This is a genomic window from Halomonas sp. AOP43-A1-21, assembly GCF_052376775.1.
Taxonomy (GTDB): domain Bacteria; phylum Pseudomonadota; class Gammaproteobacteria; order Pseudomonadales; family Halomonadaceae; genus Vreelandella; species Vreelandella colorata.
This window is the reverse complement of sequence record NZ_JBQSWC010000021.1, coordinates 52,912-66,713: the sequence shown is the minus strand read 5'-3', so window position 1 is coordinate 66,713 and position 13,802 is coordinate 52,912. Positions and strand designations below refer to the sequence as shown.

Here is a 13,802-nt window from a genome sequence, read left to right as displayed (position 1 = left end):
ATTGCTCCTTGCCGCTTAATGCGGCACTTAAATAACATAAAAGCTTTGGGCTAGTGAGCCAATGATTAACTGCCAACCGTCAACCAATATAAAAAGCATTAATTTGAACGGTAGTGAGATCGTCACCGGGGGCACCATCATCATGCCGAGTGCCATTAACGTACTGGCCACGACTAAATCGATAATCAAAAAAGGAATAAAAACAGTAAACCCAATTTGAAATGCAGTTTTAAGCTCACTGGTAACAAAGGCAGGTAGAAGCACCCTGAAAGGAAGCTCTTCAGGGCCTTGTAGGGGGCCTACATCTGCTAAGCGCACGAACAGAGCCAGGTCGGGTTCTCGCGTCTGAGCCAGCATAAATTCACGAAATGGTAGTTGGGCCCGCACCAAAAACTCTTCAAAATTAATGGTTTCGTTGGATAAAGGCTGCCAGGCAGTGTCGTACACCTGGGCCAGAACGGGTGACATAATAAAAAAGGTCAAAAAGAGAGCAATACCTAACAGTACCTGATTAGGCGGCGTTGCCTGTGTACCCATCGCCGTTCTAAGAAGGCTAAGGACGATAATAATTCGGGTAAAGCTGGTCATCATCAGTAGCATTGCGGGCAAAAAAGCCAGCGAGCTTAAAAACAGCAGCGTTTGAAGTGATAGCGACCACTGCTGACCACCGTCCTCAAGCGGTTGCGAGATAATGCCTGGCAATTGCTGTGCGTGCGCGGGATTAACCAGTATACAAAGCGTAATCGCAATGCCAAACAGCAGCCAAGACTGCCAGTAGGGCCGAGAGGAGTGCATCCTATGCCTCATGGTGTTTGGTGGGGGTCGTCGCGCGTACTTCTGCGCCGGTTTTTTACCAGCGCCTGAGAAAGCCGCTGTGAAAAGCGTGGAGCATCAGGGGCGGGAGAGTCATCGGGTGGGCGCTCTTCTGGGGCTGGGCGCTCGTGTAGCTTGGTAATTCGCCCACCGCTTACCCCAAGGACCAGCCAGGTATCTTCGATTTCCACCACCACGACACGCTCGCGATTTCCAACTGCAGTGCTGGTGATAACGCGAAGCCGAGCGCCCTGTTGGGGGCGCACGTTCTGCCAGCGTTTTAAAAGTGCCGTGCAAAGCAGAATCATGGCAATAACAAATGCCAGCGCCGCGGCAGTCTTGCCTAGCATGGCCATGCCGATAAACGCATCGCCACTATCGCTAAGCGACTCTAGCGCGCCGCTTGGGAGTGAGGTTGTTTCAGCGCTCATCGATTAAGCTTGTGAATGCGCTCGGAAGGAGTAATGATTTCCGTAATACGGATACCGTACTTGTCTTCAATAACGACGACTTCACCCTGTGCGATCAAATAGCCGTTAATCAGGATATCCATGGGTTCACCCGCTAGCCCGTCAAGCTCGATAACAGACCCTTGCGCTAGCTCAAGTAGTTGCTTGATCGTTAATTTTGTACGGCCAAGCTCAACGGTAAGCTTGACCGGAATATCCATGATCATTTCAAGATCACGCGCCTGCGCACTTTCACCTATGGCGCTGAGAGGGCGAAAGATATCGTCGCTTGCCGCTTTGGCTGTTGAAGTGTCAGGTGCCGCGTCGCTAGGTGCGGGTTGCTCTTCCGCTGCTTCCTGTTCGGCCATCGCCGCCGCCCATGGATCTTCCTCGTCGGCGACATCGTTAGTGGCTGGGTTCTCTGCTTGTTCAGACATGGCGTCCGCCCAATCGTCATCGGAGACATTTTGATCGGGTTTGTTGGGATCAGTCATGCTTTGGATTCCTTGGCTTTCTGTCGCGTCGAACCTTTAATAAAGTCCTTTGACGATACGTTATTCATAGCGGCATGGTCGATCATGTGAAGTACGCGCAGCGCATGCTGCTGACGCTGGCTGCCATATTCGCATTCCATGACGGGGACTCCATCAACACGAGCGGTTATCGTATTGGGGATATCTAACGGTAATACGTCGCCTTGCTTGAGCCCCATCACGTGCGCAATACGGCTAGGTATTTGGGCAAACTCCGCTACAAGCTCTACTTCAGATTGACGTAACTCGCTGGCCATACGGCGGGACCAAGTGCCGTCATGGTCGTGATTACTATCATTGATAGGGTTGGCCAGCAGGTCTCGTAAAGGCTCAATCATGGCGTAAGGCATGCAGATCTGGAAATTGCTTGAGAGGTTGCCCACCTCAATGTTGAACTTGGTATTAACTACAATTTCGTTGGGGGAATTGGTGATGTTGGCAAACTTGGACTGCACTTCAGAGCGCATAAAATTAACATCAAGCGGATACACGACTTTCCACGCTTCCTGATAGGCATCGATGGCCAGGTTCAGTAGGCGGTGAATAATGCGCTGCTCTGTATTGGTAAACTCACGACCGTCTGACTTGGTGACAAAGCGCCCATCGCCGCCAAATAAGTTATCCACTACCATAAACACAAGATTGGGTGGAAACACAACGAGTGCAGAACCGCGCAAGGGCTTCATTGACACAAGGTTCAGGTTGGTCGGCACCGGAACATTGCGTGAGAACTCGCTAAAACTTTGATAGCGAACGGATTCAACCGTGATATCGGCGCTGCGCCGAATCAAGTTAAATAAACCGTTTCGGAAGTAGCGGGCAAAGCGCTCATTGATAAAGTCGAGTGCATGCAGCCGCTCACGAATGACCCGATGTTGCGTTGAGGGATCATAAGGGCGAATGCGCGCCTCATCCTGTGATGGCGATGCTGAAGGCGATGGCTCATCATCACCACTGACACCTTTTAATAAGGCGTCAATTTCTTCCTGGGACAGTAGATCGTCCTGCGACATGAACGGCTCCAGTTCCCGGCTTATTGCACAATAAATTCGGTAAACAGCACTTCGCGTAAATCAAGCGGCGGCTGGTTTTCCGTTAAAGGAACGCCGAGGCGGCTGATAATAGCCTGCGCGAGCTGTTCTTTGCCTTCAACCGAGGTAAGTTCGCTGGCCTGTTTACCCGACAGTAAAATCAGTAGCCGGCTACGCACCTGAGGCATATGTTCTTCGATAATTGCTTTGCTTTCCTCATTACCTACACGCAGCGTGATGCCTGTATATAGTAAGCGAGACCCATAGCTGTCATCGGCGAGATTGACCGTAAAGGGGTCAATGCGGGTAAAAACAGGTGGTTCGCGCTCTGCTGTTGGCTGGGTTCCTTCGTCAGCGCTATGGCCATCTCGCTGGTCGAGCACCATATAAATGGCGGCAGCCGCGCCCGCTGAAGAGAGGAGCACTAGAACAATCATTATCCAGAGCAGTTTTTTGGAGCCGCCGCTTTTTTCAGCCATTTCTCGTTTCGTTCCCATAATCGCTACACATGCCACTGATTACGCATTATGCCTAATATGGCTGTGAGTGATGAAATGAACAGGCTCGCTTGGCGAGCCTATCTTTTGGTTTAGCTGTTTTCTACGTATCTAAATCGTAAGTTGCTATCAATTTCGCTGCCGCTAAGCGTAAAGATCAACTCGGCCATCAAGCGTTATAGAATGATTTTCCGCCGCAGGCGTCACTGAGTCACTGTCCGCTTCGGAGACGCCACCGCTGCCATTTGAAGTGGCTGAATTGCCGTTTTGGGCAAAGGCTTGCTCATTGGAGCTATGCTGTTCGCCAACGGACGTTTCTCCTAATGAAATGCCCTGCTCCGCAAGCGCTTCACGTAGCTGAGGTATCGCTTGCTCAATAACCTGACGAACCTGCATATGAGACGCCAAGAAATGCGCCTGCGTGCCCTGCTCACTTACTTTTAAAGTGATCGAAAGAGGACCAAGCTCCGCCGGATGCAGTTGCATTTTCACCTGTTGCTCTCCACCGCGCTGAGCGAACTGCACAAGCTGTTGGCCAAGCTGCGCAGGCCAGGCGGGGCTGTTAACAGACGTGCCTATTGAAGCCTGTGCGGTGGGAACTCCCGGTGCTGCTATGGAGGAGGTATTGCCAAGTGCTGTGTGCCCTGACAGTGCCGTGGCTATTGGGCTTGCGCGTAACGATGGATCGCGATCTTCAAGGACAGACAACATGGCCTGACTATCTGCCTGCGTTGCGGGTGCCAGCGCTCCAAGTTGTGTCAGAAATTCTTGGCCGTTTACCGGCGCAGTGGTCTGATTTGGCGAGCCAGCTGGAGTGGCATGAAGGAGGGGCGGCGGGCCCTGATTAAACGCGCTCTGGCTATTCATTAATTGAGTCGGTGCAGCAGATGTTTGAAGAGCAACGCTATTCTGAGGCGCCGCCAACAAGATGCTTAATGCGCTAATCAGTTGGTCAGCGTGCTCTTCGCTAAGGCTTGCAAGCGACTCTGTAAGCCCCGATGCTTGGTCGGCTTGATGACGTATGCCGAGTGCGCCCAGAAGCTCTGCAACTTGATCCTCACCCAGGTTGAGCTGTTGGATAAGCGTTTCCAGCGTCGGGGTTTTCTCAAGCTGTGCGTCAGCAGCCGGTATCTCGGCGAACAAGGCAACCAGGTCCATGCGGGCTGCAATTTCATCAAGCGGTGTCAACCCCTCGCCCGCATAGCTTTCCCCTGATAATAGCGAGGCAAGTGATTGTTCGCTAAATTCAAAGCCAAGTGCTTGCAACGGTTGAGCTGTTATAGCGGCTGGATCGCTGGTCTGATGCGTTTGAGAAGCGTTTGACGGCGCGTTGGCAGCTTGAGAAAGCGCCTGGCGAAAGGCGCCTTGAGACGATTCCAAGGTACTGTATAACGTCTGCTTGGTTACCGAGGAGGCACCTTGGCTTTGAGCCCCCGAAAGCAATAATTGTATATTCATATACCGTTCCTCGGCGCCGCTAATGCGGTTTCTCATTGCGCTGGCGAGCCAAGCGGCCCGTCACCAGATCATCGTTGGTTTTTTGCTCATGGCGCTCAAGGCGGCGGTGCTCTTCTGATAGCCGACGCGTCGCCAGTGTATCGTAGGAGGAGAGTTTACGCTGCTCTTGCTGCCAGTGTTGCTGGCTCTGCTGGACACGCTGTTGTTGAGCAATTAACGCTTGGCGGGCACGGCTTAATGCCGCATCAAGCGAGGCTAAAAACTGCTGATAATTGTACATCGTGGCAGGGTCGATACCCTCGCTCATCGCCTTTTGCAATCGCTCGGCATATTCGGCGCGATACTGGCTAAGTGATTGTAACTGAGAGGCGGTCTGCTGCTCAGTTTGTCGTTCATGGGCAAGCAGTTTACCTGCTTGGTCGCGGGCATCTTTGGCTAAGCCCGTTAACATTTCGAGTTGCGAATGGCTCATGTGCGGCCTCCCACCACGGCATGCAGTGCTTGGTGTGAGTCTTCAAGCGTTGCACACTCATCAATATTTTGTTGAAGAAAACGCTCCAGCGCGGGAAAAAGATTCACCGCTTCGTCAAGTCTTGGGTCGTGTCCTGGACTGTAAGCACCAACGCTAATCAGGTCGCGATTGCGCTGATAGCGGGAAAACATCTGCTTGAAAACGCGGGCCTCTTGTAGCTGCTCTTGTGTCGTAATCGCCGTCATGGCGCGACTGATCGAAGCCTCGATATCAATCGCTGGGTAATGGCCGGCTTCGGCTAAACCGCGTGATAACACAATATGACCATCCAAAATCGCCCGGGCCGAGTCGGCAATCGGATCCTGTTGGTCATCGCCTTCGGTAAGAACGGTATAAAAAGCTGTAATCGAGCCACCGCCGCGCTCAGCATTGCCGGCCCGTTCAACAAGGCCTGGCAGCTTGGCAAACACGGAAGGCGGATAGCCCTTTGTCGCGGGAGGCTCACCAATAGCGAGAGCAATTTCACGCTGGGCCATGGCGTAACGTGTTAATGAGTCCATAATTAGCAGCACATTGCGGCCGGCATCACGAAAGCCTTCGGCAAGGCGCGTTGCATAAGCTGCCCCTTGTAGCCGCTGAAGTGGCGAGGTATCCGCTGGCGCGGCCACTACAACCGAGCGACGACGGCCTTCAGGCCCTAAAATATGATCAATAAAATCTTGTACTTCTCGGCCACGCTCACCGATTAGCCCGACAACAATCACATCGGCTTTGGTATAACGTGCCATCATGCCTAACAGCACCGATTTACCTACCCCCGAGCCTGCAAAAAGCCCCATTCGCTGGCCACGGCCGACGCTTAAAAGCGCATTGATTGCGCGAATGCCCACATCAATCTGATCCTCAATAGGCGCTCGTGATAGCGGATTAAGGGGGGCTGAGCTAAGCGTGGCATGGGGCACATCTTCAAGGCCCTCGCGGTCATCCAGCGGATTACCGTTACCGTCTAATACACGACCCAGCAGTTCATCGCCAATGGGAAAGCGTCGTGCACTGTGGCCACTTCCATCTCCCAGGGGAGAGACCCGGGCACCGGGCATTAATCCCGAAATCTCTTCCAATGGCATTAAAAACAGCTTATCGCCTGCGAACCCAACGACTTCAGCTTCTGCATGTTTATGGCTATCGGTCAGGCGGCCGTCCGGCCCAGGGAGCTCGATACGACAAGCGCTTCCGACGGCCACACGTAACCCGACTACCTCAATGACCATCCCTGTCGCTCGCGTTACGCGGCCGCTGCTGCGATGGCATGGCAAATGGCTTACCCGCTGTGTGGTACGGCGGATGGCTTTATGCCAGCGATGCTGGTGAGGGCAGGTGGAGTCATTCATTACGTGTTCGCCTATTAAGACGCAGTGTTAGATGAATGGCGCTTTCTAGCCTGCGACTGGATGGCATGCCAACGACTTTCAAAGGTTGCATCCAGCTCGCCTTGGGCGCTAGTAATTCGGCAGCCACCCCGAGCTAATTGATCGTCAGGCTGTAACTTCCAGCCGGCCGCGCTGAGCTCTGTGCCCAGATGCGTTTCTACCAAGCTGTGATCGTCAGGGTTTAACCATAAGCGCTGCTGGCCCACCAGAGGCGGCTCGGTGTGTAAAAGCTCACGCACGATATTAAGTATCTGCTCGGGTGTTTCCTGTAAGGCTTTGCCTGCCAACTGCTTGCCTGTCGCTAGTGCGAGTTCAACAAGATCATGCGCGATGGTGTCGTCAATGCGTTCCAGTGCCTCTGAAAACTGCTTTGCCAGGGTATTCAAAGGCGCTATCGCTAAGCGAGATTGCTCTTGCAGTTCATCCTGGGCTTGCAAACGACCGTCTTCCAGACCTTTTGCCGTACCTTCTTCCATGCCTTGTTGAAAACCTGCCTGATAGCCGGCTTCTTCAGCCTCTTGGCGAAGACGCTCATAGAGTGCCTGACGCTCTTGCTGTTCGCGCTGATGAGCCTGCTCAGCCGCTTTTTGGGCGGCCAGCACTTTGCGTTGATGCGCGGTGGGGCCGCTGGTCGCTTGGTCGCTGCCTTGGTTGGAGGCGGGAAGCTCATCCATTTGCCAGCGCTGCCAGCTGCTATGGCGGTCAAATTCTGACGACGAATTAGACATACTCGTCATCTCCTCCGGCTAAGACGATTTCACCGGAATCAGCTAAGCGGCGCACCACTTGCAAGATTGCTTTTTGTTCCGTTTCGACTTGTGAGACGCGTATTGGGCCGCGTGCTTCCATATCTTCGCGAACCAGGTCGGCAGCGCGCTGAGACATGTTGCGCAGGAACTTGTCGACCAGGGCTTCCTGAGCGCCTTTGAGCGCCACCACCAGAGAGTTGGTTTCGACTTCTTGCAGCACCATCTGTATAGCGCGGTTGTCCAGGTCGAGTAGGTTCTCGAAAAGGAACATTTCGTCGATAATTTTTTGGGCCAAGTCTTCGCTGTGGGCGCGAACGGTTTCGATAGCCGTCTCTTCTTGGGACGAGTTCATCAGGTTGAGAATCTCGGCCGCCGTTCTTACGCCGCCCATTTTGCTGCGTTTAAGGTTTTGTCCATCCAGCATGCTGGTTAGAACCTCGGTTAGCTCCTGCAAGGCTGCGGGCTGTACGCCACTAAATGTTGCAATACGCAGCACCACATCGTTGCGCAGTTTCTCTTCAAAAAATTCAAGAATATCGGCTGCTTGATGGCGGTCCAAATGGATCAAGATAGTCGCGATGATCTGGGGGTGCTCATCGCGGATAAGCTCAGCCACCATGGAGGCTTCCATCAGGTTGAGCGCATCAATGCCTGAGTTGCCACCAGCGGTTTCTAATATGTCTTCAATCAGGCTAGAGGCGCGCTCGCTGCCCAGTGCTTTGGTAAGTACTGAGCGGATGTGTTCGCTAGAATTAAGGTTGAGCGCCACAAACTCTTCGGTTTCACGGTGGAATGCTTCAAGCACAGCCTTCATATCCTCATGGGATACTTGATTCAGGCGCGCCATCTCCATACTGATATCTTGTACTTCACTAGCATTTAGGTATTTGAAGACCTCCGCTGCACTGTCTTCGTCCAGCGCTAGGAGAAGGATGGCGCTCTTGCGAGCGCCTGTCATGTTAGCCGTTTCGCTACTCATTATTATTCATCCAGCTACGAATGATCATGGCGACCATACGAGGATCTTCCTGAGCCATTTCGCGTAGGTCATTGAGATTATGTTCGTACAGTGATGTTTTACGACGACGCTTGGGTTTGTCGCTATAGGTATCGTCATCATCACCTTCCGCTTCATCGTCACTCTCATCGTCTTCATCGCCCACGCTGGTGCTAAGCGTACGACCAGGTGTCGCTGTAGGCGCCGTTACCGGGGGCTGTGTATAGCGCTTGATTAAGGGGCGCAGAATCAGTAGGTAAATCAACAGTGCCGCCAAGGCAACTAGCAAATAACGCCCTAGCGTACCTGCCATTGCAAGTGTCTCTGGCTGCTTCCACCATACAGTCTCAGTCATTTCCTCGCGGGTGTCGGCGAAGGGTGAGTTCACCACTTCAACCTGATCGCCACGTACTTGAGAAAATCCCATAGCCTGGCGTACCAAGCGCTCAATCTGAGCGACTTCAACATCGGTTAACGCAACCCGTTCAAGCTCACCTTCGTCATTGATCACATCACGATAATTAACCACAACCGCCGCTGAAAGCCGCTCAATTTGGCCGAGTCGTTGCTGCACATGCTCAACGCTGCGGTCAACCTCATAGTTGACCACGTCTTCTTGACGCAGGCTGCGCAGTGCCTCCGGCGGCACCTCTTCCTCGCCTTCTTCACCATCAGGCTGATTGATGGGAGAGGGGGCTGTGCCGGGTGGGGAGTTGCTTAATGCACCAGGAATTCCACTCGCTAAGGGATCATCACCATCGAAAGAGAGGCTAAGCTGGCGGCTACGTACGGCCGCTTCATTCGGGGGCTGGTTAGGGCCGTAGCGTTCCGACGTTTGCTCGCGACGTGAAAAATCAATTTGCGCAGCAACCTGAGCGCGGACATTCGTACTGCCTAAAATGGGGGTAAGAATATGCTCGATGCGTCGCTGATAGGAGCGTTCGACTTCCGCTATATATTCAAGCTGAGTCCCATCAAGGTCACTCCCTCGCGTGGTATCAGCAGACAGCAGCCGACCGTTTTGATCGACGATCGTGACGTCTTGCGCGGCTAGTTCAGGCACGCTACTGGAAACCATATGCACAATGGCACTTACTTGACCTTCACCCAGCACTCGGCCGGGTAGCAAGGTGAGTATGACCGAGGCTTTGGCTGGCTCGCGGTCACGAATAAACACAGACGGTTTGGCTAAAGAGAGGTGCACGCGAACGCGCTCGACTGGGCCGAGCGACTCCATCGAGCGGGCAAGCTCGCCTTCCAGACCGCGCTGGTAATTTACCTGCTCAGCAAACTGGCTAATGCCAAACGCTTGGGTATCCATTAACTCAAGGCCGACGTTGCCGCCCCGGGGCAAGCCCTGCTCGGCAAGCTGTAGCCTTAGTGTATGAATCTGATCGCTAGGCACAAGCAGCGCCTGGCCGCCTGCGCTAAACTGATAGGGCACGGCGCGGCTATCAAGTTCGGCAATAATCCGTCCGCCATCGGCTTCATTAAGATTGCTGTAGAGAACGCGGTATTCTGGGCTACTTGCCCACATGAAAAGTGCTGCCACCACGGCAATTGAAGCAGCCCCTGCGATCAGTAGAATGACCAATGGGTTACCGCGTAACTGTTTTAGCAAGCGCTCAGTCGGTGAAGAACTTTTTGCGTCGCTGTCTGTTGAGTTACTACGGGAGGCACTTTGTGTCGTGTTACTTTGACGGCCTGCCGTTGCACCAATTTCACTCATGCATCCCTCCATAGGGGTAAGCAAAACAGGTGTCGGCCCAGGCGCATCACCAAAGAAGGCATAGGCTATATCCGTCAATCGCGGTTATCCGCCAAGAGAATGGGGCGGAATTGTGATGGGCGCCATTATCCTGGGGTGTGTCGAGCATAAATGAACGAAAAGCTTGGCTTTTAGGGCGTATTTGTTCGTATGAGTGCGCTACCAGTAGTGGTAGGCTTTGCCCATTATTTCATTTAAAGCCGATGAGGCATGCCGATGAGTACACCTGCTATCCAAGCAGCGCTTCAGCAAATGCAGGGGCTGGCCACGCAGGCGGCATCACAGCCGTTGAAGGGTACACACGTCTCGACAGCCGTAGGGCAAGGTGGCTTTGGCAGCGAGTTACAAGCCTCAATTCAGCGCATTAACCGCCTTCAGAAAGCTGCCGATACGAAAGCCATGGCCTTCCAGGCGGGTGAGCCGAATGTCGCATTAAACGACGTGATGGTGGATATGCAAAAAGCGAGCGTTGCTTTTCAGATGGGGCTGCAGGTACGTAACCGTCTGGTAACTGCCTATCGCGACGTTATGAATATGCAGGTGTAACTGCCTGTAGCCTTAGCGTCTTTAGCTCTCTTGAAAATGGGCGCCATTATAAAACCATCGTATGGTGCTTGTTTAACGCTCGCTTTTCTCGCCCTTAGACCTCTAACGAGATAAGGCGGCCCTGTATTTCTTCTAGGCGTTCGGCAATGGCGAGTACTTCCTCCGCAGGAATCTGACGAATAACCTCCCCAGATTCGCGGTCAATTACGCGCGTCACAACCCGTGAAGATTCCTCGCTAACATCAAATTCTAGCCCATGAACGCGCATCGCCGTGTTAATGCGCTGGATGGGTTCAACCAGCTCGCCTGTTTTTATGCTCGTTTGATCTGCATCTGATAACGGTGATGAAGTGCTCGCTGTAGATAGCTGGTTTAGCGTGCTATCTAGGCGCTGTTGGGGCGTTAAGCGGTTTGGCGTTACTGCTAGTGCTGCTGTGGTATCGATGAGTGGTGGTGTCATGTCGGTTATTTCCCATAAAGATAAGCGCTACTGTTAGCTACCTGCCGGTAGACTTTATTCGTTTGATGCATTATCAGCCCAGCGATCTTTTATCGGACTTCACTCATACCATCGGCCGGTTCGCCGTAAACTTTATATGCGCCAAACTATGCTGAGAAATTGATATTGTAACGGTGCCGTTACAATATCTGCGGTTACTAGAAAGCATCTGCTATGCTTCGCCGCGTGCAGTAGTTTTTTTGAATAAGAGTTTCCTTGCACAATAGGTTTCTATTAACGCGGTCGTAAAAAACGAGGCGAACATGCTAGCGCAGCAAGATGAGTATGAAACAATTGCCAGCTCAGTGGTGATTGAATCTCTGCTAAATACAATGATTGAAAATGGCGGTGTATCGCTTTGCATGGCTTCGCCTGAGGCCCGCGCTGAGCCTATTGTGCTTATGGAACAGCATGTAGATAAAGCACTGGTAATGGACTTATCTTCGGTCGACTACTTGCTTGGTCGGTTACAAAGTGGTGAGACATTCTATCTGCAAGGCCAGACTCAGGGAAAAGTAGTTCGTACGCCGCTACTGGCGTTGACCGAGACACGTCATTCCGGGGGGCGCTTTTTATGTTGCAGTGACTACCCCGAGACGATTGATGTGCTTCAGCGTCGCGAATCTTTTCGTGCTGAGCTGCGCATGGGGATGGCGGTAGCGGCTAGCGTATTTAGTGTGTTGGGTGAAACTGCGGTTGGCGAGTTGCGCGATATATCCCAAGAGGGATGTCAGCTGGAGCTGCCGATGACGGCTAGCGGTATATTAGCTGAAGCAGACGCTCCTCTTAAGCTTGCTCTTAGCTTTCCGGATGGCACTTATTTTGAAGGTCATGCCATTGCGCGCCACCAGAAGGTTGACTCAGAAAAGCATCTGCTGCGCGTCGGTTTTAAATTTTCGAATTTTACGGCAGAGCAAGAACGTCAGGTTTGGTATTTCGTATGTGAGATAGAGCGTGAAGCCGCTCGTTACCAAAAAGAAGTGCAGGAGGATCGGCAGCCATCGCCGCTCTTTGAGCAGCCCAAGAGACGTATAGGCAGTGAGGGGGTTGGGCGGCGCGATATAAAACATTATGCAACGCCGATGGCGCGTCGCCTGGTAAAGGTGGCTGCCTATCTTAATGCTCAACTGCTGCTTTTGCAGCAGGGGAGTGGGATTGATGCCCAGCGATTATCGCGTAATGCTGACCGCGTGCTGGCGCTTCATGAAGAGGACCGTGAGGCGTTGTTATTTGCCTCGCGCTGCATGTCGCGTGAGCCTTTGCTAGTGCGCCATGGAATTGCCGTTGCGGTTCATCTACTCGACTTGGTAGGGGCAAATATGCCTCGCGAGGCACGTAAGGCAATTGTTGCCAGTGGCTTGATCCACGACTTGGGAAAGGTGTTGGTGCCCCAGGTTATCTTTAGAGCGCCAAGTTTTGAGGCCACTCACCGGCAAGCCATGAGCGAGCACGTCTCCTTGTTGATCGATCGCCTCCAGCATTGTCAGTGGCTATCGGCGAGTGTTGTTCAAGCGGTTATTGGTGGAATTAATGAGCGCCTGGATGGCAGTGGTTATCCCGATGGCCTAAGCGGAGAAGATATTAACGAACTTGCCAAGGCCAGCGCGATTGTTGATGTGGTTGAAGCGATGCGCAGGGATCGTTCTGATCGTCCGGCTAAAACCACACAGCAGATTTATCGGCACCTTTTGGGGCATCCGCACCAATTCGACTTGCGCTGGATAAAACGTTATATCGAACACTTTAAAGCGTTGCCGGTTGGAGCGCTGGTGCGTTTTTCAAGCGAACAGCTAGCATGGGTGCTGCGCTTGGATGAGGCGGGGACGCCATTGGAGGTAGTGTTGACGCAGCAGGCAGTTCCTCCCATGCGTGATTCACTGGGTGGTTTGGTGCGTGGTGATGTGCGCGAGCGACTTGGAAAGCCGACACAAGAAGTGGCGGTCTCAACGTAACGTAATTTTTTGATCAACATTAGCCATCGTTCAGCGAAAAAGTATGCTTAACCATTAAAGTCTGGCTTGATGGCGCCGATATCTCTTATAGCTGAGCATAGCGTGCTCATATCGCATGATAAAAGACAGGTGGCAGTCCTTATATCGGTTATGCCAATGACTGCCACAAACAAGGAGTTCCAGCTAATGACGTACTCTCGCGGCAGCGCTGCCTACGGAAGAGGTGCCAATGCTTACGCACGTGTAGGAGTTGAAAGCGGCGTGATGTCAGCGGATCCGCATAAGCTTATTGTACTGCTTTTTGAAGGAGCGCAGACGGCTATTCGTGCTGCTCGCATCCATATGCAGAGCGGTAATATTAGTGAAAAGGGGAAAGCTATATCCAAAGCGCTGGATATTATTAATAACGGGCTCGCTGCCGCGCTTGATCAAGAGAAAGGCGGCGATATCGCTGAACGGCTAGCCTCTCTTTACGACTATATTGCACGTTTATTGCTCGCCGCTAATCTACGCAACGATGAAGAGAGCTTAAACCAGGCAGAGAACTTGCTCGAAAACATCGCCTCCGCATGGCGGGACATTGGTCAACAGCAGAGCGCATGAGGCCT

The 13,802-nt window shown here is 52.7% G+C and carries 15 protein-coding genes; 3 read left to right on the top strand and 12 right to left on the bottom strand.

Features of this window, described 5'->3' with window-relative positions; all coding sequences use genetic code 11:
- Window positions 1–27 precede the first annotated feature (27 nt).
- The 11 genes from fliP to fliF all read right to left on the bottom strand — a co-directional run bounded on the left by fliP (window position 28) and on the right by fliF (window position 10,158).
- Window positions 28–795, bottom strand: coding sequence for a flagellar type III secretion system pore protein FliP (gene fliP, locus ACT3R7_RS12900; protein ID WP_192536427.1), 768 nt, complete (start codon window positions 793–795; stop codon window positions 28–30).
- Window positions 796–803: 8 nt separating this feature from the next.
- Entirely contained in the window at window positions 804–1,244 is a 441-nt protein-coding gene (gene fliO / locus ACT3R7_RS12895) for a flagellar biosynthetic protein FliO (protein WP_193091478.1), read from the bottom strand.
- The gene (gene fliN, locus ACT3R7_RS12890; RefSeq protein ID WP_192536429.1) at window positions 1,241–1,756 is read right to left on the bottom strand and encodes a flagellar motor switch protein FliN; all 516 of its coding nucleotides are present in this window, start codon (window positions 1,754–1,756) and stop codon (window positions 1,241–1,243) included. The genes fliO and fliN overlap by 4 nt, the downstream gene beginning before the upstream one ends.
- Entirely contained in the window at window positions 1,753–2,808 is a 1,056-nt protein-coding gene (gene fliM, locus ACT3R7_RS12885) for a flagellar motor switch protein FliM (protein WP_192536430.1), read from the bottom strand. Before fliM ends, fliN begins: the two co-directional genes overlap by 4 nt.
- Window positions 2,809–2,828: 20 nt before the next feature.
- Window positions 2,829–3,305 carry a flagellar basal body-associated protein FliL gene (gene fliL / locus ACT3R7_RS12880; RefSeq protein WP_192536555.1) on the bottom strand — a complete coding sequence of 159 codons (477 nt, stop codon included), beginning with the start codon at window positions 3,303–3,305 and terminating at the stop codon, window positions 2,829–2,831.
- Between the two features lie 162 nt (window positions 3,306–3,467).
- Entirely contained in the window at window positions 3,468–4,781 is a 1,314-nt protein-coding gene (locus ACT3R7_RS12875; protein ID WP_226940102.1) for a flagellar hook-length control protein FliK, read from the bottom strand.
- Between the two features lie 19 nt (window positions 4,782–4,800).
- A complete protein-coding gene (gene fliJ / locus ACT3R7_RS12870) occupies window positions 4,801–5,253 on the bottom strand; it encodes a flagellar export protein FliJ (RefSeq protein ID WP_192536432.1) in 453 nt (150 codons plus the stop codon).
- A complete protein-coding gene (gene fliI / locus ACT3R7_RS12865) occupies window positions 5,250–6,644 on the bottom strand; it encodes a flagellar protein export ATPase FliI (RefSeq protein WP_192536433.1) in 1,395 nt (464 codons plus the stop codon). Before fliI ends, fliJ begins: the two co-directional genes overlap by 4 nt.
- Before the next feature lie 14 nt (window positions 6,645–6,658).
- Window positions 6,659–7,411 carry a flagellar assembly protein FliH gene (locus ACT3R7_RS12860; protein WP_193091480.1) on the bottom strand — a complete coding sequence of 251 codons (753 nt, stop codon included), beginning with the start codon at window positions 7,409–7,411 and terminating at the stop codon, window positions 6,659–6,661.
- On the bottom strand, window positions 7,404–8,411 hold the full coding sequence (gene fliG / locus ACT3R7_RS12855) for a flagellar motor switch protein FliG (RefSeq protein WP_192536435.1): 1,008 nt from the start codon (window positions 8,409–8,411) through the stop codon (window positions 7,404–7,406). Before fliG ends, ACT3R7_RS12860 begins: the two co-directional genes overlap by 8 nt.
- Entirely contained in the window at window positions 8,404–10,158 is a 1,755-nt protein-coding gene (gene fliF, locus ACT3R7_RS12850; protein WP_192536436.1) for a flagellar basal-body MS-ring/collar protein FliF, read from the bottom strand. The genes fliG and fliF overlap by 8 nt, the downstream gene beginning before the upstream one ends.
- 255 nt (window positions 10,159–10,413) lie before the next feature.
- Between fliF and fliE the strand changes: the two genes are divergently transcribed.
- A complete protein-coding gene (fliE, locus tag ACT3R7_RS12845) occupies window positions 10,414–10,743 on the top strand; it encodes a flagellar hook-basal body complex protein FliE (protein WP_192536437.1) in 330 nt (109 codons plus the stop codon).
- A gap of 94 nt (window positions 10,744–10,837) precedes the next feature.
- On the opposite strand, the gene ACT3R7_RS12840 is transcribed toward fliE, so the two are convergent.
- Window positions 10,838–11,203 carry a flagellar protein FlaG gene (locus ACT3R7_RS12840; protein WP_496199236.1) on the bottom strand — a complete coding sequence of 122 codons (366 nt, stop codon included), beginning with the start codon at window positions 11,201–11,203 and terminating at the stop codon, window positions 10,838–10,840.
- Between the two features lie 302 nt (window positions 11,204–11,505).
- On the opposite strand from ACT3R7_RS12840, the gene ACT3R7_RS12835 reads away from it, so the two are divergent.
- Window positions 11,506–13,194: an HD domain-containing phosphohydrolase gene (locus tag ACT3R7_RS12835; protein ID WP_192536439.1), complete on the top strand. Its 1,689-nt coding sequence runs from the start codon at window positions 11,506–11,508 to the stop codon at window positions 13,192–13,194.
- Window positions 13,195–13,380: 186 nt separating this feature from the next.
- Window positions 13,381–13,797: a flagellar export chaperone FliS gene (fliS, locus tag ACT3R7_RS12830; protein ID WP_192536440.1), complete on the top strand. Its 417-nt coding sequence runs from the start codon at window positions 13,381–13,383 to the stop codon at window positions 13,795–13,797.
- The last annotated feature ends 5 nt before the right edge of the window (window positions 13,798–13,802 follow it).

Coding starts and splice junctions, on each gene's coding strand:
- fliP (WP_192536427.1), bottom strand. CDS start 795: ATGCACTCCTCTCGGCCCTACTGGCAGTCTTGGCTGCTGTTTGGCATT.
- fliO (WP_193091478.1), bottom strand. CDS start 1,244: ATGAGCGCTGAAACAACCTCACTCCCAAGCGGCGCGCTAGAGTCGCTT.
- fliN (WP_192536429.1), bottom strand. CDS start 1,756: ATGACTGATCCCAACAAACCCGATCAAAATGTCTCCGATGACGATTGG.
- fliM (WP_192536430.1), bottom strand. CDS start 2,808: ATGTCGCAGGACGATCTACTGTCCCAGGAAGAAATTGACGCCTTATTA.
- fliL (WP_192536555.1), bottom strand. CDS start 3,305: ATGGCTGAAAAAAGCGGCGGCTCCAAAAAACTGCTCTGGATAATGATT.
- ACT3R7_RS12875 (WP_226940102.1), bottom strand. CDS start 4,781: ATGAATATACAATTATTGCTTTCGGGGGCTCAAAGCCAAGGTGCCTCC.
- fliJ (WP_192536432.1), bottom strand. CDS start 5,253: ATGAGCCATTCGCAACTCGAAATGTTAACGGGCTTAGCCAAAGATGCC.
- fliI (WP_192536433.1), bottom strand. CDS start 6,644: ATGAATGACTCCACCTGCCCTCACCAGCATCGCTGGCATAAAGCCATC.
- ACT3R7_RS12860 (WP_193091480.1), bottom strand. CDS start 7,411: ATGTCTAATTCGTCGTCAGAATTTGACCGCCATAGCAGCTGGCAGCGC.
- fliG (WP_192536435.1), bottom strand. CDS start 8,411: ATGAGTAGCGAAACGGCTAACATGACAGGCGCTCGCAAGAGCGCCATC.
- fliF (WP_192536436.1), bottom strand. CDS start 10,158: ATGAGTGAAATTGGTGCAACGGCAGGCCGTCAAAGTAACACGACACAA.
- fliE (WP_192536437.1), top strand. CDS start 10,414: ATGAGTACACCTGCTATCCAAGCAGCGCTTCAGCAAATGCAGGGGCTG.
- ACT3R7_RS12840 (WP_496199236.1), bottom strand. CDS start 11,203: ATGACACCACCACTCATCGATACCACAGCAGCACTAGCAGTAACGCCA.
- ACT3R7_RS12835 (WP_192536439.1), top strand. CDS start 11,506: ATGCTAGCGCAGCAAGATGAGTATGAAACAATTGCCAGCTCAGTGGTG.
- fliS (WP_192536440.1), top strand. CDS start 13,381: ATGACGTACTCTCGCGGCAGCGCTGCCTACGGAAGAGGTGCCAATGCT.